This window comes from Kocuria sp. cx-455, from assembly GCF_057707085.1.
Map to the genome: position 1 here is coordinate 1 of NZ_JBYIPM010000009.1, position 23,315 is coordinate 23,315.

Below are 23,315 nucleotides of genomic sequence, written 5' to 3' on the forward strand. Positions count from 1 at the left end.
CCTAAACCTGCGCTAGACGGTATGTAGTGACCGCCCGGGTGTCCTGGGGGTTGCGGGCCGGGGCCTCGCTCACACAGATTCGTGGGTTACCGGACAAGATGTCCCTTGCCCGGTCTATCCAACAGTTGTGGGAGGCCCCGGTGTTTACGCAAGCGTACGAGTGTGGGGCTGGATGTGCACGCGCGATCGGTGGCGGCAGCGGCCATCGATCGTGTGACTGGTGAGCTGTGCCAGGCCCGGTTGGCCCCGAATTATGACCATATTCAGTCCTGGATCCGCGATCTGCCCGGACCTGTGGCGGTGACCTATGAGGCCGGCCCGACAGGTTTTGGCCTGGCCCGGATATTAAACGCAGACGGGATCCGGTGCGTGGTCGCGGCCCCGTCAAAGCTGCAACGACCCGCCGGTGACCGGGTGAAAACCGATGCGAAGGACGCGGTGCACCTGGCCAGGTTACTGCGTTTGGACGAGGTCACCGGCGTAGTGGTGCCCTCGGTGGAACAAGAAGCCGCCCGGGATCTGGTACGGGCCAGAGAGGACTGCCGTTCGGAGCTGATGCGCGCACGCCACCGGATCTCGAAGCTGCTATTACGCTACGGGATCGTCTATGACGGTGGGCAGGCCTGGACCGGGGCCCACCATGCGTGGCTGGCCCGCCAACACCTGGGCTCCCCGGCATCTCGGATGGCTTTTGACGCCGAGCACGAGACGGTGCTGGCCACTGCGGCCCGCCGCGACCGGCTGGATCAAGCGATCAATAAAATGGCCGCCCAGCCCCAGTTCTGCGAGGTGGTGCACCGGTTGGGGTGCTTACGTGGGGTCTCCACCCTGAGCGGGTTCGGGCTGGCGGTGGAGATCGGGGACTGGCACCGCTTTACCGGTAACACCATCGGGGCCTTCGTCGGGTTGGTGCCTTCCGAGCACTCCTCCGGAGCCAGCAGAGTACAAGGACCAATTACCAAGACCGGTAACACCCACGCCCGGCGGCTACTGGTCGAAGCTGCCTGGCATCATCGCCCGGCATACCGCATCGGCAAGACCATGCGCGATCGCTGGGACTTGGCTCCGGCCGCCGCCCGGGCCCGAGGCGATGCGGGCAACCGCAGGCTACACGAACGCTGGGTGCGGATGCTCGAGCGGAAGAAGCGTTCCACGATCGCTAACGTGGCTATCGCCCGGGAGCTGGCTGGATGGTGCTGGTCGTTGGCCGTGATGGACGAGGTCACCACCGAATAGGCCCCCGCCCCACAAGCTGGCCCGCCGGTGGCCCCGGGAGGCAGCGCGTGGAGCGATCCGCGAAACATCTATGAGCAGCACCACGACGTTCCAGTTGCGGTGCCACGCTCGATCCTAGACACGCGGTCCGCTCCAGCCGAACACCGTCCTGCGGTACCCAACCCGCGCATATCTTCTCTGACCGCGCGTCGCCGCCTGACACGCTCCCCGGTCAGCACCGGCCAGGCCAAAAGAGGCGCCGCCCGGATAGCTTCCGGACGGCGCCTCACCCTGCCCTCTTGACAGAACTCCCCTACATATCAGTTGTGATGTCCAGGGAGGTTGTACCGCCCGGCCTCGTTGAGTCTGTCTGACAGATGAGGACCTCCGGTGGTGAAGTGGAGCTGTCTAATTCACCGCTTCACCGACCGGCGGCCCTCATGTCCCACCCTAATGCCGCACTGACCCCCCGCGCCCGTTTCCGGCTCGCTCAGCTCATCGTCGAGCGCGGATGGACGCACGCCGCAGCCAAGATGTTCATGATCGCTGCACGTACCGCTAAGAAGTGGGCCGATCGCTACCGGGCCGAAGGCGCGGCGGCATGGCCGACCGCAGCTCGCGTCCGAAGAGGTCTCCGAGAAAGACCAGTCCCGCCGTCGTCCGCCAGATCGTGCGGCTCCGGTGGCGGCAGCGCCTGGGACCGGTCCAGATCGCCGGTCGGCTTGGTATGCAGGCCTCGACCGTGCACGCGGTACTGGTCCGGTGCCGGATCAACCGGCTGTCCCGCATCGATCGTGTCACCGGTGAGCCGTTGCGACGCTACGAGCACCCGCACCCGGGCTCGCTGATCCATGTCGATGTCACCAAGTTCGCCAACATCCCCGATGGTGGTGGGCACAAGTTCCTCAGCCGCCAACAGAGCAAGGCCAACAGCCTCACGACGGCTCGCCGCACCGGTCAGCGAGGCAAGAACTACCGGCCGGTGATCGGCACCGCATTCGTGCACACCGTCATCGACGACCACTCCCGAGCGGCCTACGCCGAGATCTGTACCGATGAGAAGGCGGAAACCGCGATCGGTGTCCTCCAACGGGCCGATTCCTGGTTCGCCGAGCGCGGCGTCACCGTCGAGGCAGTCCTCTCCGACAACAGGTCGGCCTACCGTTCCACCGCCCGGCGCCAGGCATGCGCGGAGCTCAACATCAGCTACAAGAGGACCCGCCCTTACCGCCCCCAGACCAACGGAAAGATCGAGCGCTTCCATCGCACTCTCGGCGACGGGTGGGCCTACGCGCGACTCTACGAGTCAACCGGGCAGCGTGACGCACTGTTACCGGACTGGCTCCACTTCTACAATCATTGTGAGTCTTGGGGTGGCTGGTCTGGGACTGGCTGGCAGGATGAGCGTCGTGTCGCTCTGCACCGTGGTCGTGACTCATACAATTATTCGCCCCGTCTGGGTGCGTTTCGGTGGACTTGTCCGGCTCGGCGCAGGGTGGCCGGCGCTGACCCGGCCCACTCCGATGGCTTAATCAGAAGACTGTCCGCTCCGCGCCACATGGGCGCGGTCGTGACTCATCACAGTGCTGCCCCGAAGTGACTGCTTTCCAGGCCCGCGCCGACCCGCAGCGGCCGCGCCAACATCCCCACCTGGAAGGAAGCAGGGACCGTCATGGCCACCATCGCGCATACCCACCCATTCGTCATCGGAGTCGATACCCACGCCCGTAGTCACAGTTACGCGATCCTGACCGCCGCCACGGGCGAACGGATCGCAGCCAAAGAGTTCCCGACGACGCCCACCGGCCTGAAACGAGCCGTGGACTGGGTTTCTCGTCTCACGGGTGGCGACCTGGCCACGCTGTGGGTCATAGAGGGCGCAGCCACCTTCGGCGCCCGACTGGCGCGCACAGTGACTGATGCTGGCTACCCGGTGGCCGAAGCGGCCCGTATGGACTCACGCGCCCACCGTCGGCTCGGCAAGTCTGACCCGCTCGACGCTCACCGCATCGGCGCCGCCGTGCTGCCGCTGGAAACTGACCGCTTACGTCATCCACGCTCCGATGAGGGGGTGCGCCCCGCGTTGCGGGTCTTGGTCACCGCGCGAGATCATATGAGCACCGAACGCACGGCCTATATCAATGCGCTTACTGCGTTGCTGCGCACCGCTGATCTCGGCAACGACGCCCGCAAACCCTTGACCAACGCGCAGATCACCCAGGTCACGGCCTGGCGCACCCGCGCTGAAGACCTCGCACTCTCGGTGGCACGCGCCGAGACCATCAGATTGGCCAAGAGGATCCACGCTCTTGATGTTGAACTCGCGCAGAACCGCTCACAGCCCGAAAGCCTTCTTCAGCAGAGCAAAGCCGCCGTGCTGCTGGACCACCCCGGGATAGGACCAGTGACCGCGGCGGTTGCCTATGCCGCTTGGTCACACCCCGGGCGAGTGCCCGATGATGCCGCCTTCGTTGCATTGGCCGGGGTGAGCCCCATCCCGGCGTCCTCGGGAAATACCACTCGCCGCAGGCTCAATCGCGGAGGCGACCGAAGGCTCAATCGTGCACTCCACATGGCCACGGTCGCTCTCATGGCCCACGACCTCGAGACACGCGCCTAAGTCGCCAAACGACGGGCTGAAGGACTCACGAACAAAGAGATCCGACGCTGCCTCAAGCGCTACCTCGCCCGCCGGATCTACCGTCCCTCGAAGCCTCCCATGCGGCCCCCCTCACCGCTTGACAGACATAGAAGAGTCCACCGAGCCCACTCCGCTATCGGAGGCCAGCCACCGATCATCCAACTGACCAACCTCCCCGGACATCGCACCTAGTCCAATCCGCTGACCCCTCCGATCCCAGGACGGTTCGAATCGATGCCTCAAGTGGCTGTAGACCAGCAAAGGCCAAAGACCCGCAGGCGGGTACCTGTCAAGTGGTGGGATGGCGTACAATGATCCGAACGCGATGCCGATCACATTAGAATGTCACGAGATGCGAGGTGAGCAAGGCAATGTCGCAACCAGTCCATACTATCGAGAAGGCAGTGTCACAGCCACCTGTCTATGAGATTGCTCGCCGCGAGGCGCAAGAGATTCGCGCAGCGACAAGGATTACGTGTGGCCTTAACGAACTTATTGAAATTGCAGAGAGATGGAATGCGACTGTCACGGTGACCCCTCTCGAAAACAACCTGTCGGGCTTTATTATCAAAGAGCATGGCACTGACCCTAGAATCTACATCAATTCTCAAGACACTGAGGAAAGACAGCGATTCACGTTGGCGCATGAAATCGGCCATTTGGTTGAAAGAGCAGAAGTCAGTTCAGATTCGGATTATTCCTTTATAGATTACCGCAAATCAGAAGGATACAATCTGCATGAATTTTTTGCTGATGAGTTTGCAGGGGAACTGCTCATGCCGGCAGCCGAATTCATTGATACTTACCAAGAAAATGGCGCATTTGGAACGGCGCGCTATTTTAATGTGTCGGTACCAGCTGTAAACCGTAGACTTATTCGTTTGAAGAAAAACCCTCCACTACAACCAGTCCCAGCGGGCAGTTGTGCCTCCTACGGATGAAACTGGCGGTCCTCCCCAAAATGAGGAAAATTTAGAAGCAAATAAGCCATTAGAAAAGGCCTCACGCACTTCTCGAGATAAGGCGTGGTCAAACAGGCTTGAATGGCTCGAAAGTGTGTCTGCGCCAATCTTGCCGGAAGCAGAGCAAGAGGAACAGCTTATTGATAGCGAGGAACAAATTGATGCGGACGTTCCAGTAGATCCTAATGCGCAAAATGCTGAGAAAGAAATTCTTCGAAGTAAACAACTCAAAAATGATGAAACGGCTCAACGACTAAGATATCAACGATTGTTTTTCGGATTTTCCGCTATAGTTATTGCAGTTCCAGTGGCCGCAGGGTCTTTTGGTTTTGTGTGGTTAGTCGTTAGATCATCTGCAACGGATTTTACCTATTCCGCGTTCTTTGCAAGCGTTGTTGCTGAGGTGGTCGGATTATCCTACATTTTAGGGAACTATTTTTTCCCCAACCGTAATTCTAAATTGACTAAGTGACTTGCTCGTTCGTTACCAGGCCGTAACCAAATTATCAGTTTATGATTCATTGGTGGGGAGGGGGTTATTCAAGTTTCGTGGGGAGGCAGCGAATGAATCTGCCGGTCTGCCAGGCGATCGAGTAGGTCCGCATATCGCTCACGGGCAGCAGCCGATAGCTGGCTGACTCTAAGGCTGCTATCAATGGCCCCGCCTGCACAAGCGGAGTGCTCTGCGCCGATCGCATTGGAGGCTCCCTGAGGTGGGCCCTCCGTCGCGTGAGGTTCCGAGGTGTTCGTCATGTAATAAGGCTGTCAAAGTTCTGCCCCTATGAGTAGATGCTCGAATTGTCATCTGGCTGGAACACGCTGAGGGCACGAACTCAGCTCAGCTCCAACACCCCCGTCACCCCGATCCGGTCAATGAAACTGTCATCGTGACTGACCACCAGCAGCGCACCCTCGAATGCGGTGAGCCCCTCGACCAGCTGATCCACCGACCGCAGGTCCAGGTTGTTCGTGGGCTCATCCAGGATGAGCAGCCCGGGTGCGGGGTCAGTAGTCAGGACCCGTGCGAGCTCGAATCTCAGCAATTCACCTCCGGACAGTTCGCCCATGCTCTTGCCGGCCTGTGCACCGCGGAACAGGAATCGCGCCAGCGTCTCACGGCACGCGTGCTCCGTCGCGGAGGGGTTGCCCACTCGTAAGTCCTCCACCAAGGTGCGAGCCGGACGGTCCACGGTCAGCCGCTGCGGCAGGTAGCCCACGGCGGGCAAGCGGTAGCGCACCGCCCACGGATTGGCGCCAGCCACCTCCTCCCGAGCGGGAGGCACCTCAACGGGCCATCTCACCACTCGTTCGAGCAACGTGGTTTTCCCCGAACCGTTTCGCCCGGCAAGCCGCACCCGTTCCGGCCCGGTTATATCGAACCTCTCGGTCCCACCACCCGGGAGCGACCGTTCCAGTTCGAGCACCTTGGTCCCGTTGGCCACGGCGGTCCGGGGTAATTGGATGCGGATGTGTCGGTCTGCACGAACGGCATCTCGGGCCGCCGAGACCGCCTCGGTGGCCTTCTTTTCCCGGTCTGCCAGGACACCGCGCAACTTGCCCGCCTGCACCTGCGCGGATCTTGCATCGTTTCCCATGGCCATGCCCGGTTTGCGTTTCTCGCGCTTGAACTTCTCGCCCCGGGTCGCCCGGTGGCTCAGCGTGGTTTCCGCCTCGATGCGCTCACGTTTCTGCTTTCTAGCCTCGGCCTCCGCCCGGGAGACGTCGCGCAGCGCCGCCTCCTGCTGGGCGGCCAGGTACGCCTCGTACTCGCTGTACGTTCCGCCGAACTCGGTGAGCTGCCCGCCCCGCAGTTCCACGATCTGGTCCACGAGCTCCAGCAATTGTCGGTCGTGGCTGACGATCAACAGCGACTCCCGCCAACCCCGCACGGTCGCGAACAAATCCTCGCGCGCGGCGGCGTCCAAATTATTGGTGGGCTCATCCAGCACGGTCAGTTGCGCTCGCCGCAGCACCGGTCCGGCCAGCGCCGCCCGCACAATCTCGCCGCCGGACAGCTCCGCAACTCGCCGCCGCACATCGGTGGGCAGCCCGCGGGCGGCCAGTACTGCTCGCGCGCGTTCCTCGATGTCCCAGTCATCGCCGACGACGTCGTACTCCACCTCGGCCACGCTGCCCGCCTCGATCGCGCGGAGACTGGTCAGGATGTGATCAATGCCCAGAAGCTGGGCCACGGTGGAGTCGGAGTGCGCGGTGATGTCCTGCGGAACGTACGCCGTGCTGGCTTCACGGTGCAGCGACCCCGAGGTGGGTTCGAGCTGCCCCGTGAGGACGCGCAGCAGCGTGGATTTGCCGCTCCCGTTGTCTCCGATCAGTCCGGTAACCCCCCGCGGAATGGACCCCGAGAGGTCGGTGAAGCATTCGGTGCCGTCGGGCCAGGCGACGGTGAGGCCGGAGAAGGTGATGAGGGTCTGTTGTGAAGGGGGCATGAGGATCTCCTGAAAGAACACGAAGGATGATCCGCTGCCGCGCCGTGACATGGCCCCAAGGCGTCCGCCCGCGAAAGGGGGCGTCGGAAAATTAGGAGGCCAGAGCGGCGTCGTCGTTGAAAGAACGAAGGCGTGGAGAAGCGCGTGCAGCGGCGGGCTCAGAGAGAACCGGCAAGCTTCACGGCGCGCACCTTTCGTGGACGACAAGACCCCAGAAGCGTAACCCCGGGCCGGTGAGATATCTAGTGCTCCGACCGGTCGGCGGGACGGGTGAACGCGAGCCACATGGCCGGGATGACCTTCTGGTCAGTGATGTCACCCACCGCCATCCGATCCGTGAGCTGACCGCTGTAGCTGGTGAGCATGAGCCGGGTCATGTCCGCAGCGGGAATCGTGAACTCCAGGTGCTGGCTCTGCGCCACGCGGCCCAGGGCGGTCTCGACAGCGCCGTAGAGCCTGTTGCGCAGCGGACGGACCACGTCACGGACCTCGGAGGACCGGAATGCGGCGAGGAACAGTTCCAGGCGTACGGCCTGCACGTTCATGTTGGCTGTCTGGTCCGTGACGCCCTCGATGATGCGGGTGACGACCTCCTGGGTGGCCGCGTCCGAATCGAGCCACTGTTCCAGCCCCGAGCCGAGTCGATCGATCAGGCTGTCCACCAGATCCTCGAAGACCGCCACCGCCAGGTCCAGTTTGGTCGCGAAATTGGAGTAGAAGGCCCCGCGTGTGAAACCGGCGGCCGCACACAGCTCACCGACGGACGCGCCGTCGATCCCCTTCTCGGCGAAAACCCCCGCCGACGCCGTCACGAGTCGTCTGCGCGTGGCCGTCCGGGACCGCTTTTCCGCGTCCTCCTCGGCAGTGTGTGCTGTCTGCTCGATCACTTTCGCCCGCTCCCCTCTTGCTTGCTCGATACATCAGTGTATCGTGAATGTGAAAACTCGATACAGTAGTGTATCCAACACCTTTTCGGAGGCACGATGAAAATTACCACTCAGAAGGCGCGAAATTCCTCGCACCAGGCCGCGGGCAAAGCGCGGGGACCGTTCTACTCGCCGATCTTCTGGGTGCTTCCGGCGGTGGTTGTGATGGCCCTGGCGGTTCTCGGAACGGCACTGTATCTGGGTGGGCTCTCGAACCCGACGGGTCACCTCAAGGATTTTCCGGTGGCCATCGTGAACCAGGACCGCGGGGCGGACGTGCCAAGCGACGGCGGCGGCACCGAGCAGCAGAACTACGGTCAGCGCATCGAGGACGAGTTCGCAACCGAAGCGGGCCAGGACGAGCGCTTAGACCTGCGACAGTTGACCTGGGACGAGGCTCGTGAGCAACTGGAGCGCGGCGAGCTGTTCGCGGTGGTGGTCATCCCCGAGTCTTTCTCGGAGGACACGGTGAGCATGGTCAAAGGGTCACTGACGCAGGAGTCCGCAGCGCAGCCGGAAATCACCCTGTACACGGACCCGCAGGCGGGTTCACTGGGCACGAGGGTCGCCACGGAGGCGGTGCAGCCCGGCCTTGACGAGGCGAGCTCCAGGATGGGTGAGTCCCTGGTGAAGTCCGCGGAGTCCGCGCAGCAGCAGGCCTACGACCAGGTGCTCTCGGAGCTCGAGTCGCAGCAGGATCAGCAGTCGGAACAGCTGCAGCGCTCGGCGGCTCGGGGCGGTCCGGCCGTGCAGCAGTTCGCGCAGCAGGTTCAACAGGCTCAGGCCGACACGCCCCAGCAGGTGGCGGATCAGCTGGCACCCAAGGTCAGCTCCGTGTCCACCGATCTCCTGCGGGATCCGTTGAACGTGGTCATCCAGCCGTACCAAGAACTCGAAGAGGGCACGGCGCTGGGCATGGGGGCCTTCTACTACGCGATCATTCTGTTGGTCATCGGTCTCTCCGGCTCCATTGCGGTCAACGTGCTGATGGATGCTCGCGCGGGCATGGCCCCGTTGGAAATGGGGCCAGCCTTCCGGGATCTGCCCCGCGTGAGTTTGCCTCGGTGGCTGACTTTCCTGATCAAGTGGGGCCTCTTCACGGTGGCCGCCGCGCCCACCTCCGCCTTGATGCTGTGGGTTGCTTCGGGCGTGGGCATGCCGGTGCCGCACGGGGTGGCCTTGTTCTTTGCGGGGTGGCTGTCGCTGTCGGCGGTCTCGGCCGTTGTGCTCGCCCTCATCACGCTGGGCGGTTCTGCGGGCATGCTGGTGTCGATGATCTACCTGGTGTTCATGGGGTTGCCGTCCGCGGGCGCAGTGGTTCCGCTGCAGGCCGTCCCGGACTTCTTCCGGGTGATTGCTCCGATCGAACCGCTGCACCACATCTACATGATGGTGCGCTCCATCCTGTACTTCGATGCTCACGCGGATGCCGGGCTGCAGTCCGGGGTGATCGGGGTTTCATTGATCCTCATCAGTGCCGTTCTCGTGGCGCTCGCCGGCGGCTGGGTGTACGACCGGAAGTTCGGCAGGCGCGGCTCCCGCGGGCCGGGCAAGCACGCGGCGCACCGGGTGGAATCGCCCTCGGCGGATGCGACCGCTGCGGCAGTGACCGGAGGCCAGCCTGCGGTGAAGAGTGGGGAAAACCCCAATGCAGTGCTGAGTTGACGACCTTAGGCTGGAGGTGACGGAAAAGCCCCACCCCTCCACCGCCGGTGGATCACAACCTTGACGGAGATGCCATGAGTTACGAACCGCAGCAACCCCGCCCGGACTACCGCTCCGGCGGTGCCGGCGGCTACGACGCCTACGACACCCACCGCCGGACCGGTTCCAGTGGCCCCCAGAACGATGAAAAGACCGTGGCCATCCTGACGCACCTGTCCGGACCCATAGCCGCCATCATCTCGGTGGGGTGGCTGGGCTTCCTGGGCCCGCTGATCGTGTGGTTCATCTACAAGGACAAGAGCCCGTTCTTGCGAGCCGCGTCCGCCGGTGCCTTCAACTTCAACGTGACTTTATGGATCATCAACGTGATCGGCTGGATCTGCATCTTCACGGTCATCCTGTTCCCGGTGGGACTCATCCTGATCGCCGCCTACTGGGTCCTGCTCCTGGTCTGCCACATCGTGGCGGCCGTGCGCGCCAACAACGGTGAGGTGTACCGCTACCCCATGCAGTTGCCCATCCTGCGCTGAGCCCGTGAACACGGGCGCGAAGAGCACCCCGAACGGGGCTGACAAGGGTGTATGCACGTGGGAAACTGATGTCCAGCAGATCTTTCGAGCTCGTGCGCGGCACCATTGAAGGCGAAAGAGGTTGTCATGATCGACAACGGCTCCACTGACAATTTCCGAATAGGACAGCCCGGCGGGAACCTGCCGGGGACGGGACGGTCCGAGACCACCGGGCGTCATGTGGTGGTCTTCGCCGAACAGGAGGACGCGCCGCAGCACCTGCTGCGGGACGCGGGACTGGACCGGGTGGCCGATTCCCGTGATCTCGGGGAAGGCATGGACGTATCCGCTGCCCGCGGGGCCGATGCCATCGTCTTCCACAACCTGAACATCGCCGTGGTCAGCGCCGAGGCGGACCAGCTGGCGGCGCTGCAGACCTCCACAGCGCACGCGGGAGCCGTGCTGTCGGTCTCGCCGGAACTGATCCACCACGTGCTTGCGCCGGCATCGCCGGAGGAGCTCACCGCGGCCTACCGGCTGGTCGTGGGGGACCTGGCCCAGCACCTGCAGCCCACGGCCCCCGCGGAGCCCCCGCCTGCCGCCCCGCCATACTTCCGGGACACGGACGAGTACACGTGGGGTCTGCAGGCCGTGCAGGCGCTTTCCTCCCCGTACTCCGGCAAAGGCGTGAAGGTTGCGGTACTTGACACCGGATTCGACCTCGAGCACCCGGACTTTGCCGGACGCTCCGTCACGGCGCAGTCCTTCATCGAGGGCGAGAGCCCGCAGGACGGGCACGGGCACGGCACCCACTGCATCGGCACCTCGTGCGGGCCCCGCGCCCCCGGCACGGGACGGCGCTACGGGATCGCCTACGAGGCCGAGATCTACGCGGGCAAGGTCCTCAGCAACGAGGGCTCGGGAAGTGACGCCCAGGTGCTGGCCGGAATGAGCTGGGCCATCGACCAGGGGTGCGCGGTGATCTCCATGTCGCTGGGTGCGGACGTCGCCGAGATCCATCCGCCGTACACGGCCGCGGGGCGCCGTGCCCTGGACCAGGGCAGCCTGATCGTGGCCGCCGCCGGCAACAACGCCGACCGGGTCAACGGCAACTTCGGATTCGTCGGGTCCCCGGCCAACAGTCCCTACATCATGGCGGTCGGGGCCCTGACCCAGCAGCTGGACGTCGCGTTCTTCTCCGCACGGACCCTGGATGTCAACGGCGGCCAGGTGGATGTGGCCGGTCCCGGCTTCCAGGTCTACTCTTCCTGGCCCATGCCCGAGCGCTACAACACAATCAGCGGCACCAGCATGGCCACACCGCACGCGGCGGGGGTCGCGGCACTTCTGGCGGAAAAGACCGGATACCGCGGACGGGAGCTGTGGTCGGAGATGGTTCAGAACGCCCGCCGCTTGCTCGCGCCCTCCGTCGACGTCGGGGCCGGTCTGGTCATCGCGCCGCAATAACCAACGGGAACATGCCATGAAGAACATCACCGTGACCGTCGACGACGCACACCTTGTCGCCATGAAGGACGTGGTCGAGCAGCTGCGAACCCATGGAATGCGAGTGGACCAGGTGCTGTACTCGGTGGGCATCATCACCGGGCGCATCCCCGACCACGACTGTTCCGCGCTGGGTGCCGTGACGGGGGTGGACTCTGTCGCTGAACAGCAGCAGTTCCGGGTCCCCCACCCCGACTCCGAGATCCAGTAGACGTGAGCTGCGGGACAGACCGTTTCATCCCCATATTGTTGAACAATCTCTTGTGGAGATTGTTCAACAACCTGTAGTCTTCCGGCATTACATCAATCTGTGACGCCAGTCACCCGACACATCGGATGAAGACATGTCGACAGAAGCACCCCGGCCGGCGCAACCCGGTCAGCCCTCCCAACCCGGAACCGAACCGGTCAACGCGAACTCCGGAGGGCACCGGACCGCGTTGCTCGGTGCCATGTTCCTCATGGCCACCAGCGCGATCGGCCCCGGATTCATCACCCAGACCACCGTGTTCACGGTCCAACTCGGGGCGGCCTTCGCCTTTGCGATCCTGGTGTCCATTCTGGTGGACATTGCCGTGCAGCTGAACGTGTGGCGGGTCATCGGCGTCTCCGGTCAGCGCGCGCAGGAACTGGGCAGCAAGGTCCTGCCGGGTGCGGGTATTGTGCTGGCGGCCCTCGTGTTCGTGGGTGGAGCCGTGTTCAACATCGGTAACATTGCCGGAACCGGGCTCGGCCTCAACGCAATGCTCGGGTTGGACCCCAAGATTGGTGGCGGCATCTCCGCAGTCATCGCGATTCTCATCTTCCTGTCCAAACGAGCCGGCATGGCACTCGACCGGATCGTGGTGTTGCTGGGCGCCGTCATGATCTTGCTGATGCTCTACGTGGCGATTGTGGCCGCCCCTCCGGTGGGCGTGGCGTTGAAGAACACCGTGCTCCCCGAGGAAGTCGATTTCCTGGTGATCACCACGTTGATCGGCGGCACCGTGGGTGGCTACATCACTTACTCGGGTGCCCATCGCATGATCGACTCGGGTGTGAGCGGTGTGGAGAACGTCAAGCAGATCAGCCGCAGCTCCGTACTGGGCATCCTGGTCACGTGCATCATGCGCGTGCTGCTGTTCCTGGCCATTTTCGGTGTGGTTGCCGGTGGTGTGGCGCTGACCAGCGACAACATGGCCGCGGAAGCGTTCGGCGCAGCCGCCGGAGAGATTGGTGTTCGAATCTTCGGTGTGGTGCTCTGGGCCGCGGCCCTGACCTCCGTGATCGGCGCGGCCTTCACGTCCATCTCCTTCGTGACCAAGTCCTCCGGTAACCCGCGCACCAGGAACCTGCTGACGGTCGCGTTCATCTTCGTGTGCGCCGTGGCCTACCTTTTCCTCGGTCAGGCCCCGCAGACCCTGTTGATTTTCGCGGGCGCGTTCAACGGGCTGATCCTCCCGTTCGGTTTCGCCATCCTGCTGTGGGTCGCCTGGCGCCGCCGGGATCTGTTGCACGGGTACGTGTATCCCAAGTGGCTCCTGACCATTGGCGTGCTCGCGTGGCTGCTCACCCTGTACCTCGGCTGGAACTCCCTGGCCGGGCTCACCAAACTGTGGAGCTGAAGGACATGACAACAACGAAACCCGCAGACCTGGCACGTCTCACACCCCGAGAGGCCAGGGAACAATTCCGCCACGGCCTGCTGTGCCCCACCTCCGGAATCTCCGCCGGTTATGCTCAGGCCAACCTGATCATCGTTCCGCGTGAACTGGCCTTTGACGTGCTCTTGTTCGCTCAACGCAACCCCAAACCGTGCCCCGTGCTCGGCGTGCTGGATGCGGGGGAGACCGCCGGCGAGCTCCTCAGAGACGGTGACATCCGCACGGACCTCCCGCAGTACGTCGTCTACGAGAACGGCCGCGAAATCGCCCGCCCCACAGACATCACGGACTACTGGCGGGACGACCTGGTCACCTTCATGCTCGGTTGTTCTTTCACGTTCGAGAACGCCCTGGTGAACAACGGCATCCGCATGGTGCACAACGATCAGGGCGTGAACGTTCCCATGTATCGCACCCGTCGCCGCTGCGCCTCGGCGGGATCGCTCTCCGGTCCCTTGGTGGTCTCGATGCGTCCTGTTCCCGCGTCACAGGTGGCCGACGCCGTTCGCGTCACCTCCCGCTATCCCGCCGTCCACGGTGCTCCCGTGCACGTGGGCAACCCCGAAGAGCTGGGAATCGAAGACATCAATCAACCAGATTTCGGGGACCCCGTTCGGATCGAGCCCGGTCACATCCCGGTGTTCTGGGCGTGCGGCGTGACACCGCAGGCCGCCGTGATGGAATCCCGGCCGCAGTTCGCGATCTCTCACGCACCGGGGCATATGCTCATCACGGACGCCAAGGACTCCGACTACCAGGTGCCCTGAGCCGCTAGCCCATGTTGTCCAGCAACTGGGTTTCCGCGGAGCTCAAATACTCCCGCAGTGTCTGCGCAGCCAGTTCGCGTTCACCGGCCTCCAACAGCCGCAGCAGCTCGGCATTGCGGTCCACATAGTCCCCGTGGAAACCGGGGTCCGTGGACATTGAGTGGAACACGAGCCGCATGCGCGCAAGCAACCGGTCCATCGTCGTGACCAGGGTGTCCGAACCGGTGAGGCTCACGAGGCCCCCGTGGAAACGCTGGTTGGCATCACCCATACCGGTGATGTCCCCGGCCCCACGAGCAGTCCGAGCCGCCTCGATGACAGACCACAATCGGGTGAGCACCTGCTCCGAACACGAGCCCCACAACACCGCTCCCGGCTCGATGATGCGCCGCGCGTTGTAGATCTCCCGCACGTCGTCGGCCGTCGGACGAGCCACGAAAACCCCGCGGTTGGGGAGTCGATCCACCAGGGATTCCCCGGCCAGCACTGTGAACGCTTCGCGCAGCGTGTTCCGGGACACGCCCAATTCCTGGGCAATGACGTGTTCCGACAACTTGGTCCCGGGGGCCCAATGCCCTCCGGAAATGCGCTCGCGCAGCTGGCCCGCGGCGAGCGAGCGCGCCTGCGCGCGCTGCGCACCGAGCGGCGTCGGCGAGCCCTGAGCGGGCTCAACCGCTGCCGAGGGGGGTTCGCCTGTGAAGTTACTGGTCACCGGCCCATCCTCTCACCGCACTAGGCGATCTCGCCCAGCGCCTGCCCTTTGCTGACGGCAACGCCCTCGCTCGACTCGCCGCGAGTCAATGTGCCGGAGCGATGCGCGCGCACGGGAGTTTCCATCTTCATGGCCTCGAGCACGAGCACGGTCTGGCCCTCGGAGACCTCTGCACCGTCCTGCGCAACCCACTTCACGACCGTTCCGTCCATGGGCGCGGCCAGCGTGGTGTCCGATGCTTCAGGTTCGAGCGATGACGCCGCCGACGCCGCGCCACCGTCCGCACCGGCCCCGCCGCCGTGTAGCAGCGCCTCCACCATGGCGGTGGGGAGCCCGAGCTGCACGGCCTTGCCGTCGAGGTCTACGGTCAGGGTGGTGCGCTCGGAGGCGCCGGAGGTCACGTACGGGGACGCTTCCAGCTCCTGCGTGAACGCGTCCTCGATCCACGTGGTGTACACGCCCAGCTCATCAGGAGAGGTGAAGTCGGGGTGCTCCACCACCGCGCGGTGGAACGGCACCACCGTGGGCAATCCCTTGATGCTCAGCTCCGCCAGGGCAGCCCGGGAGCGCCGCAGTGCCTGCTGCCGGTCCTGGCCCCAGACAATGAGTTTGGCTAGCAGCGAGTCGTAATGGGGCGGCACCACGGAGCCCGAACGGACACCGGTGTCCACCCGGATTCCCGCGCCGGTGGGGGTCTGGAAGACCTCCACGGCCCCGGGCGTCGGCAAGAATCCCAGCGCCGGATCCTCCGCGTTGAGTCGGAATTCAAAGGCGTGACCGCGCGGTTCGGGGTCTTCGGTGACGCTCAAGGCCTGCCCGTCGGCCACGCGGAACTGCTCGCGCACGAGGTCCACCCCGGTGGTCTCCTCGGTCACGGGGTGTTCCACTTGCAAGCGCGTGTTGACCTCCAGGAACGAAATCAGCCCGTCCGGAGCCACCAGGTACTCGACCGTGCCCGCGCTCGTGTAGCCGGCCTCGCGGCAGATGTTCCGGGCCGATTCGTGAATGGTTGCCCGCTGCTCATCGCTCAAGAACGGGGCGGGAGCCTCTTCCACGAGCTTCTGGTTGCGCCGCTGCAGTGAGCAGTCGCGGGTGCCCACCACGGTCACGTTGCCGTGGGTGTCCGCAATGACCTGGGCCTCCACGTGGCGCGGCTTGTCGAGGAAACGCTCCACAAAGCATTCACCCCGTCCGAACGCGGACGTCGCTTCGCGCACGGCTGCGTCGAATGCGGACTCGACCTCGTCCATGGTGCGCGCAATGCGCATCCCACGGCCCCCGCCGCCGAAGGCGGCCTTGATGGCGATCGGCAATCCGTGTTCCTCGGCGAAGGACCGGGCGGCAGCGGCGTCGTCGACGGGACCGTCCGTGCCCGGCACCAAGGGGGCACCGGTGCGAACGGCGATCTCGCGCGCCGTCACCTTGTTGCCGAGGGCGCGGATGACCTCGGCGGACGGGCCGATCCAGGTGAGACCCGCGTCGGCCACGGCCTGGGCGAAATCCGCGTTCTCGGACAGGAAACCGTAGCCGGGATGCACGGCGTCCGCGTTCGCGCGATCGGCCACGGCGAGCAGCGCCTCGATCTTGAGGTAGGTGTCCGCGGATGACGAGCCGGGCAGGGCGTAGGCCTCGTCCGCCATGCGCACGTGGAAGGAATCGGCGTCGGGTTCGGAATAGACGGCCACCGAGGTCAGGCCCGCATCCGTACATGCGCGTGCAATGCGGACCGCGATTTCCCCGCGGTTGGCGATCAAGACCTTCTTCATGCTGACTCTCCTGGGGTTTCGGGTGCGTGCGCGGGGCGGGGTGAATCGACGAGCGTGAACCGGACTGCTGAGCCCGGCGGGAGCTGCGCGGCCAGCGGAAGGTCCTCCGGGACGACCACACCGATCACCGGGTACCCGCCGGTCACGGGGTGGTCGGCGAGGAACAGGACCGGAACTCCGGAGTGGGGGACCTGCAGGGATCCCGTGACCACGCCCTCGCTCGCGAGTTCGCCCTCGCGGGAACGCTTGAGCACGCTTTGGTTCTCCGGCGGTTCGAACCGCACTCCCACCCGGTTGGACTGGCTGCTCACGGCCCATTCCCGGGTGGTGAGGTTCTCCAAGGACTCGGGAGTGAACCAGTCGTCGCGCGGCCCCGCGGTCACGCGTAGGACGGTGGCTCCGCCCTTTTCGGGAAGTTCCAGGGCGGGTGCTTCGGGCTGGCCCACGGCGTGTCCCGGAGCAACCGGTGGTACCGGTAATTCATCTCCGGCGCTCAGCGGCTCGGGGCCGATCCCGGACATCACATCCGTGGACCGACTTCCCAGAACCTTGGGTGTTGCAAGGCCACCGCGCACGGCAAGGTAGCTGCGCAGGCCGACGGTCGGCGCGTCCAGGCTCAGTTGCTCACCGTGGTACAGGGCGAATGGCACATTGGCGGCAGCAGCACGCTTGCCGTGGGGGCCGTTGATCTGCGCGGGGGTGGGCGCGCCGGTCAGGGCCAGGACGTGATGCCCGCTGGCCGTCACGACAAGGCCCCCCAGCATTGTTTCGACCACCGCTGCGGTGGGGGAGTTGCCCACCAGACGGTTCGCCTGTGCCGCCGAGGACTGGTCCGCCGCCCCCGATGCCACCACCCCCAGGTCGCCCAGGCCGGGTCGGCCGGCGTCCTGGAGCAGTGACTGCATGCCCGGGTCGTCAACCACGAGAGCGTGAGACAGCTTCTCGGTGGCAGTTGACGCAGCGCTCGCCGGCGTCTCGGTCCTGACCTCCACGAGCTCTCGCACGGCCCGGTACCTGACCGTGTCACCCGGGCGGATCAGGGCCGGCTCGTCCCGGTTCACGTCCCACAGCGGGGCGTTCGTGTGCCCGATCAGCTGCCAGCCACCCGGTGAACGCTGCGGGTACACAGCGGAAAACCGCCCCGCCAGCGCTACGGATCGGGCGGGCACCGCAGTACGCGGGGAATCCCTGCGCGGCACCTTGAGTGGATCCCCGGGAGCCACGAGATACGCGAACCCCGGTGCAAAACCGCCGAACGCGGCCGTCCATTCCGCACCCGTGTGCGCCTCGATCACACCGCGCTCGCCGAGTCCGGTCAGCTCACCCACGTCGGCCAGGTCCTCGCCGTCGTACACCACGTCGATCTCCACGGTCTTGCCCGTGGCGGCGTCGGCGTCGTCAAGGCGAGCGGTGACGACGTCGTTGGCGGCCTTGCGCGCGGCCGCGGGCGTCGAGAAGGCCAGCAGCACCGTTTCCGCCGCGGCGAGGACGTCCACCTGACCGGGATACGGATGTGCGCTGAGGTGGGTGTGCCAGCGCATGACCTGTTCAAGGGATGCGCACTCGATCAGGAAGGCCCGCGTCCCCGCCCAGCGCAGCGAGGTCGGTGATGGCGCAGAGCCGGTGGCTGGATCCTGGCTCATACGAACGACCGAATCTGCACTCCGGCGCGCTCCAGTCCCGCACGAACCTCCGCGGCCATTGCGGCGGAACCGGGGGTGTCACCGTGCACGCAAATGCTCTCGGCCTGGATCCGCACGGTGGAACCATCCACGGCGCCCAAGGTGCCGTCCTCGGCCAGGCGGATCATGCGTTCGGTGACTTCCGCCGGATCATGCAGGACGGCGCCTGCTTCGCGGCGGGAGACCAGAGTGCCCTCGGGGGTGTATCCGCGATCCGCGAATGCCTCGGCCACGCCGCGCAGCCCGGCCTGCTCCGCCTTCTGCAGTGCGACGGAACCGGGCAGGAGCAACAGCGGAAGATCGCCGCCAAAGGCCTTGACGGCGTCCACCACGGCCTGGGCATGGGCGTCGTGATGAACGATCGTGTTGTAGAGCGCGCCGTGCGGTTTCACGTACTTGATCTCGGTGCCGGCCGAACGGGCCATCGCCTGGAGGGCGCCCATTTGATACAGCACGTCATCCGCGAGTTCCTGCGGGGAGCAGTCCATGAAACGACGACCGAACCCAGCTAGGTCACGGTAGGCCACGTGCGCCCCCACGGTGACACCGGCGGCCACGGCGTCCCGGCAGGTCTGCGCCATCACGCTCGGGTCTCCCGCGTGGAACCCGCACGCCACGTTGGCGGAGGACACGGAACGGAAAATGGCGGCGTCATCCCCCATGCTCCAATTGCCGAACGATTCGCCCACGTCGCTGTTCATATCGATGACCGTCATGCGTGACCTCCGTCTCATTGGTGAGTTCCAGGATGCCCCACCGGCGGAGATTGTTCAACAATTTGGGCCGGTTATTTCGATTCCACCACGTTCGGAAGGTGCGTGACCGGTGCGATCACGACATCGCGAATCTTCCAGTCCTGGTCGAGCAAGGCACTCTCGGCTGCTTCGAGGCGTTCGGGTGTGGCGAGTTCCCGGGATGCGGGGATGACGAATCCCTCGATCTGGAACACCTGGCCCTCGTCGCGGAGGCGCACGTTGGCCGCGTGCACCCAGTCCAAGTTCTGCAGGAATTCCTGCGCATCGCTGATGAGCGGGTGGGGTTTCTTGTTGTCCACCGTGGTGGGCCGGGCATCCATGAGGCCGGACACCGCGGCCGAGAGATTGCTGGCGCCGTCCTTCACGATGGACGTGGCAATCACGATGGCCGCAACGGCATCCGCCCACCACAAACCCAGGCCGATACCCGCAATGCCCACAATGGCGGCGAACGAGGTCATCCAGTCCGCCTTGTTCATGTCGGCGTCCGCGTACAGCACCTTGTTGTGCAATGGCTCGGCGAGCTTGAGTTTCATGTGGCCCAAAATCACGGGCGGAATACCGGTGATCAGGAGCACCAGGATCATGAGCCAGCCCAGCCATATGGTGTGACCGAACAGGCTGATGCCGCCAATGGTGGGGTGCTCAACCGTGAGCAATTTGATCAGCGAGTCCACGATCAAGTAACTGCCCATGACCAACAGGGTCGTTCCCGCCACGAGGTGAGCGATGCCGATGGCGCGGTGATAGCCGAACGGGTGCTTGGCGTTGGCGGGTTTGCGGGTGACGCGCACGCTGATCAAGAAGGCAAGGGGTGGAACCAGGGAGAGCATGTCCTCGATCCACGCCGTTTTCATGGCTTGGGAATTGCCCAGCACCAGGAAGACCACAACCACCGTCAGGCTCAGCGTGCCCAGGGTGACCCACTCCAGGCGCACCGCCCTTTTCACCGCGCGGGAGATCTCATCGGGCAGGTGCTCATTGTCCGCAGGGCTTTCCATGCGCTTCATGAGTGGTCTCCGCTGCCCTGCAGGAACTGATCGAGCTTCAGGAGGAAGGCGTTCTCACCATTGGCCACGGCCATGACGTGTTTCTCGGTCTCGTCGTACTCGTTGGTCGTTTGGTTGTAGGGCCGAGTCAGGCCGACCTTTTGCTGCCATTGCGTATCCATGGTCATCCCGCCGACCAAGAGATCCAGTTGACCGTGCTCCATCTCGGTGACCAAGTGTTCCTCGCTGGCGGTAGTCCACTCGATGCGCGCATCCAAGGCGGTGGCGAAGTCCTCCACCAGGCGCACTTCCTCGCCGGTGGGCTCACCGTCAGTGACTGATACATAGGGCTCATTGTGAATGGCGCCCACACGGAGGACCCCTCCGGACACCCGGTCAAGGGTGCCGTGGGGATCAGTCGGGTAGTGCGTCACGCATCCGGTCAGGGAGAACACGAGAACCAGGAGCACCATGAGCCACCTGCTGGCATATCTCATGGCAACACCATATGCCGACGTGCCGTTGCCCACACACCGAAACTTTCCGTGGAATAAATCCCTGCTCTGATGCATTATGAAAGTAGTTCAAATTTGAAATACCAAGGAGGCGGGGCCGCGGTACGACCGCAGCGGCGTCGTCAGCCACGACACAGGAGGCATTCATGCAACTCGGCATCTTCACCATTGGTGACGTCACCATGGACCCCACCACCGGCAAGACCCCCAGCGAGCACGAGCGCATCAAGGCGACCGTGGCGATCGCCAAGAAGGCCGAAGAGTTGGGCATGGACGTGTTCGCGACCGGCCAGCACCACAACCCGCCGTTCGTGGCTCCCGCCAATCCGCCCATCCTGATGGCGCACGTGGCCGCGCAGACCAAGAACATCCAGCTGTCCACCGCCACCACGCTGATCACCACCACGGACCCGGTGCGCATTGCCGAGGACTACGCCTACGTGCAGCACCTTGCCGACGGTCGCGTGGATCTGACCATGGGTCGCGGCAACACCGGACCCGTGTATCCCTGGTTCGGCAAGGACATCCGGCAGGGCATCCCGTTGGCCGTGGAGAACTATCAGCTGCTGTACCGCCTGTGGCACGAGGAGAACGTGGACTTCTCCGGTCGTTTCCGCTCTCCGTTGCAGGGTTTCACCGCAACCCCGCGCCCGTTGGACGATGTGCCCCCGTTCGTGTGGCACGGCTCCATTCGATCCCCGGAAATCCCGGAGCAGGCCGCGTTCTACGGCGACGGTTTCTTCCACAACAACATCTTTTGGAACAAGGAGCACACCGAGCGCATGGTGGACTTCTACCGTCAGCGCTACGAGTACTACGGTCACGGTTCCTACGACCAGGCGATCGTGGGCCTGGGTGGGCAGGTGTTCATGCGCAAGAACTCGCAGGACGCCAAGCGTGAGTTCCGCCCGTACTTCGACAACGCACCGGTCTACGGCCACGGCCCGTCCATGGAGGACTTCACGTCCCAGACTCCGCTGACCGTGGGCTCACCGCAGGAAGTCATTGAGCGGACCCTGTCCTTCCGTGACTACGCCGGTGACTACCAGCGGCAACTGTTCCTCATGGACCACGCCGGCCTGCCCCTGAAGACCGTGCTCGAGCAAATGGACCTGCTGGGCGAGGAAGTCTTCCCGGTGCTGCGCAAGGAATTCGACGCGTTGCGCCCGGCTCACGTGCCCGAGGCTCCGACCCATGAGTCCCTGGTGGCCCGCCACCAGGCCGGTAAGGACCCGATCCCCGGCGGCGGCCCGGAGTCCCAGGCAGCCAAGGATCGCACCAAGCAGGCGGAGGCCGCTCACCGCGAGCACGAGAACGCCAAGTAATTCCAAGCAGTAAGCAGAGAGAAGGACACCATGACTGATCGTTTGACCCTCGCGGTGGTGACCGCTGGGCTGTCGGAAGACTCCACGACCACCCGTTTGGGCGAGGCGATCGCGAAGGCCGCGAGCGGCGCGGTCGAAAATGCCGGACGGCACATCGAGATCGAGGTCATTGCGCTGCGCGATCTGGCCCACGGGCTGACCGACATGATGATCACGCACGTGGCCTCCCCGGCCGTGCAGGACGCGATCGACACCGTGCTCACCGCGGACGCCCTGGTTGCGGCCTCGCCCACGTACAAGGCGTCCTACTCCGGGCTGTTCAAACAGTTCTTCGACGTGATCGACGAATCCGCCCTCGAAAATCTGCCCACCGTGGTCGCCGCCACGGGCGGGTCGCCGCGCCACTCGCTGGTGCTCGACACCGCCCTGCGCCCGCTGCTGAGCTACCTCAAGGCGCTCGTGCTGCCGCTGGGTATTTACGCGGCCTCCGAGGACTGGGGACACGATGATCTGCAGCGGCGCATCGACCGCGTGGGCGCCTCGCTCGCGGCCGTCGTACTGGCGGGTTCGCCCGGTGGTGCGCCCGATTCGCTCGACGACGACGCCGCCGCCGCCCGCCCCGGCCTGCGCCGCGAGGTCAAGGACGAGTTCAGCAACGTCCCCGATTTCGCGAGTCTGTTGGCCTCGGTGGGATCATGAGCGGCACGGTGATCTGCGCGTCCGAGCCGTCCGAGCCCGCAATGGGTTCGGGCGATGCGTCCCAACAGGAATGGGATGCATGGCAGCTCTACTTCGAAACCACCGCCCGGCTCACGGCGCGGATCGAGGACCGACTCAAGGCCCACGGTTGCTCCCTCATGGACTACCAACTGCTCCTGTTGCTGTACAACGCCACGGATCACCGCATGCGCATGGGGGAGTTGGCCCAGCGGCTCGTGTTCTCACCGTCCCGGTTGAGCTACCAGATCGGTGTGCTGGGCAAACGCGGGTGGGTGGAGCGCCGTCGGGCGGAATGCGACGGCCGGGGCTGGGAGGCGGTGCTCACCGCCCACGGTGTGCGCGCCTTCCGCGAGCTACGCCCCGCCCACGCCCGCGACGTCCAGGAGCTGTTCTTCTCCGCCCTCCACCGCGACGACGCCGCTCGCCTGGCCGAGCTGATGCGTCGGGTGAACGGGTTGCTGGGTTAGCCCCTGCTCCCCGCGGGTCTTGGCCGCCCGTCACCGCGGGCGCGTGCCATCTGATGCCGCCTTACTGCGCGGTAGCAGGCCCTACCGTGTAGTAAGGCGGCAT

General features: G+C 64.7%; 20 protein-coding genes and 2 pseudogenes. 14 read left to right on the forward strand and 8 right to left on the reverse strand.

The features are described from left to right. The first annotated feature begins 174 nt into the window (after positions 1 to 174). The 5 genes and pseudogenes from AC3ENJ_RS12440 (at position 175) to AC3ENJ_RS12460 (ending at position 5,290) form a co-directional block, all read left to right on the forward strand. Complete coding sequence (locus AC3ENJ_RS12440) at positions 175 to 1,236, forward strand: IS110 family RNA-guided transposase (RefSeq protein WP_498957873.1); 1,062 nt, start codon at positions 175 to 177, stop codon at positions 1,234 to 1,236. A gap of 419 nt (positions 1,237 to 1,655) precedes the next feature. After that, positions 1,656 to 2,602: pseudogene (locus AC3ENJ_RS12445) on the forward strand (IS481 family transposase); the annotation flags it as partial. 285 nt (positions 2,603 to 2,887) lie between these two features. Beyond that, a pseudogene (locus AC3ENJ_RS12450) lies at positions 2,888 to 3,957 on the forward strand (IS110 family RNA-guided transposase). A gap of 270 nt (positions 3,958 to 4,227) precedes the next feature. Further along, complete coding sequence (locus AC3ENJ_RS12455; protein WP_498957871.1) at positions 4,228 to 4,797, forward strand: ImmA/IrrE family metallo-endopeptidase; 570 nt, start codon at positions 4,228 to 4,230, stop codon at positions 4,795 to 4,797. Beyond that, positions 4,781 to 5,290, forward strand: a complete 510-nt coding sequence (locus AC3ENJ_RS12460; protein WP_431814267.1) for a hypothetical protein — start codon at positions 4,781 to 4,783, stop codon at positions 5,288 to 5,290. The genes AC3ENJ_RS12455 and AC3ENJ_RS12460 overlap by 17 nt, the downstream gene beginning before the upstream one ends. 361 nt (positions 5,291 to 5,651) lie before the next feature. On the opposite strand, the gene AC3ENJ_RS12465 is transcribed toward AC3ENJ_RS12460, so the two are convergent. Next, positions 5,652 to 7,265, reverse strand: a complete 1,614-nt coding sequence (locus tag AC3ENJ_RS12465; RefSeq protein ID WP_431814268.1) for an ATP-binding cassette domain-containing protein — start codon at positions 7,263 to 7,265, stop codon at positions 5,652 to 5,654. 242 nt (positions 7,266 to 7,507) lie between these two features. Next, on the reverse strand, positions 7,508 to 8,152 hold the full coding sequence (locus AC3ENJ_RS12470) for a TetR/AcrR family transcriptional regulator (protein ID WP_431814269.1): 645 nt from the start codon (positions 8,150 to 8,152) through the stop codon (positions 7,508 to 7,510). A gap of 96 nt (positions 8,153 to 8,248) precedes the next feature. Between AC3ENJ_RS12470 and AC3ENJ_RS12475 the strand changes: the two genes are divergently transcribed. From AC3ENJ_RS12475 to AC3ENJ_RS12500, 6 genes are all read left to right on the forward strand, one after another. Further along, positions 8,249 to 9,856 (forward strand): DUF3533 domain-containing protein, encoded by a 1,608-nt coding sequence (locus tag AC3ENJ_RS12475; RefSeq protein WP_190807772.1) that lies wholly within the window; start codon positions 8,249 to 8,251, stop codon positions 9,854 to 9,856. Between the two features lie 74 nt (positions 9,857 to 9,930). Then, complete coding sequence (locus AC3ENJ_RS12480) at positions 9,931 to 10,386, forward strand: DUF4870 domain-containing protein (RefSeq protein ID WP_190807771.1); 456 nt, start codon at positions 9,931 to 9,933, stop codon at positions 10,384 to 10,386. A 126-nt stretch (positions 10,387 to 10,512) separates the two neighbouring features. Next, positions 10,513 to 11,832, forward strand: coding sequence for a S8 family serine peptidase (locus tag AC3ENJ_RS12485; RefSeq protein WP_270451850.1), 1,320 nt, complete (start codon positions 10,513 to 10,515; stop codon positions 11,830 to 11,832). Positions 11,833 to 11,848: 16 nt separating this feature from the next. Then, complete coding sequence (locus AC3ENJ_RS12490; RefSeq protein WP_270264277.1) at positions 11,849 to 12,082, forward strand: hypothetical protein; 234 nt, start codon at positions 11,849 to 11,851, stop codon at positions 12,080 to 12,082. 133 nt (positions 12,083 to 12,215) lie between these two features. Further along, the gene (locus AC3ENJ_RS12495) at positions 12,216 to 13,475 is read left to right on the forward strand and encodes an NRAMP family divalent metal transporter (RefSeq protein WP_431814270.1); all 1,260 of its coding nucleotides are present in this window, start codon (positions 12,216 to 12,218) and stop codon (positions 13,473 to 13,475) included. A 5-nt stretch (positions 13,476 to 13,480) separates the two neighbouring features. Next, entirely contained in the window at positions 13,481 to 14,281 is an 801-nt protein-coding gene (locus AC3ENJ_RS12500; RefSeq protein WP_431814271.1) for a putative hydro-lyase, read from the forward strand. A 4-nt stretch (positions 14,282 to 14,285) separates the two neighbouring features. On the opposite strand, the gene AC3ENJ_RS12505 is transcribed toward AC3ENJ_RS12500, so the two are convergent. The 6 genes from AC3ENJ_RS12505 to AC3ENJ_RS12530 form a co-directional block, all read right to left on the reverse strand. Further along, positions 14,286 to 14,993 (reverse strand): GntR family transcriptional regulator, encoded by a 708-nt coding sequence (locus AC3ENJ_RS12505; RefSeq protein ID WP_431814272.1) that lies wholly within the window; start codon positions 14,991 to 14,993, stop codon positions 14,286 to 14,288. 20 nt (positions 14,994 to 15,013) lie between these two features. After that, entirely contained in the window at positions 15,014 to 16,759 is a 1,746-nt protein-coding gene (locus tag AC3ENJ_RS12510; protein ID WP_431814273.1) for an acetyl/propionyl/methylcrotonyl-CoA carboxylase subunit alpha, read from the reverse strand. After that, positions 16,756 to 18,402 carry a 5-oxoprolinase subunit B/C family protein gene (locus tag AC3ENJ_RS12515; RefSeq protein WP_431814274.1) on the reverse strand — a complete coding sequence of 549 codons (1,647 nt, stop codon included), beginning with the start codon at positions 18,400 to 18,402 and terminating at the stop codon, positions 16,756 to 16,758. Before AC3ENJ_RS12515 ends, AC3ENJ_RS12510 begins: the two co-directional genes overlap by 4 nt. After that, a complete protein-coding gene (locus AC3ENJ_RS12520) occupies positions 18,399 to 19,157 on the reverse strand; it encodes a LamB/YcsF family protein (protein WP_431814275.1) in 759 nt (252 codons plus the stop codon). Before AC3ENJ_RS12520 ends, AC3ENJ_RS12515 begins: the two co-directional genes overlap by 4 nt. A 71-nt stretch (positions 19,158 to 19,228) precedes the next feature. Continuing rightward, complete coding sequence (locus tag AC3ENJ_RS12525; protein ID WP_190782291.1) at positions 19,229 to 20,206, reverse strand: cation diffusion facilitator family transporter; 978 nt, start codon at positions 20,204 to 20,206, stop codon at positions 19,229 to 19,231. Continuing rightward, positions 20,203 to 20,682 (reverse strand): transporter substrate-binding domain-containing protein, encoded by a 480-nt coding sequence (locus tag AC3ENJ_RS12530; protein WP_431814276.1) that lies wholly within the window; start codon positions 20,680 to 20,682, stop codon positions 20,203 to 20,205. Before AC3ENJ_RS12530 ends, AC3ENJ_RS12525 begins: the two co-directional genes overlap by 4 nt. Positions 20,683 to 20,846: 164 nt before the next feature. Between AC3ENJ_RS12530 and AC3ENJ_RS12535 the strand changes: the two genes are divergently transcribed. From AC3ENJ_RS12535 to AC3ENJ_RS12545, 3 genes are read left to right on the forward strand one after another with little or no spacing between them, the layout of a single operon-like run. Next, positions 20,847 to 22,025 (forward strand): LLM class flavin-dependent oxidoreductase, encoded by a 1,179-nt coding sequence (locus tag AC3ENJ_RS12535; protein ID WP_431814277.1) that lies wholly within the window; start codon positions 20,847 to 20,849, stop codon positions 22,023 to 22,025. Positions 22,026 to 22,055: 30 nt separating this feature from the next. Then, on the forward strand, positions 22,056 to 22,724 hold the full coding sequence (locus AC3ENJ_RS12540; RefSeq protein WP_431814278.1) for a CE1759 family FMN reductase: 669 nt from the start codon (positions 22,056 to 22,058) through the stop codon (positions 22,722 to 22,724). Continuing rightward, positions 22,721 to 23,212, forward strand: coding sequence for a MarR family winged helix-turn-helix transcriptional regulator (locus AC3ENJ_RS12545; RefSeq protein WP_431814279.1), 492 nt, complete (start codon positions 22,721 to 22,723; stop codon positions 23,210 to 23,212). Before AC3ENJ_RS12540 ends, AC3ENJ_RS12545 begins: the two co-directional genes overlap by 4 nt. Positions 23,213 to 23,315: the final 103 nt, after the last annotated feature.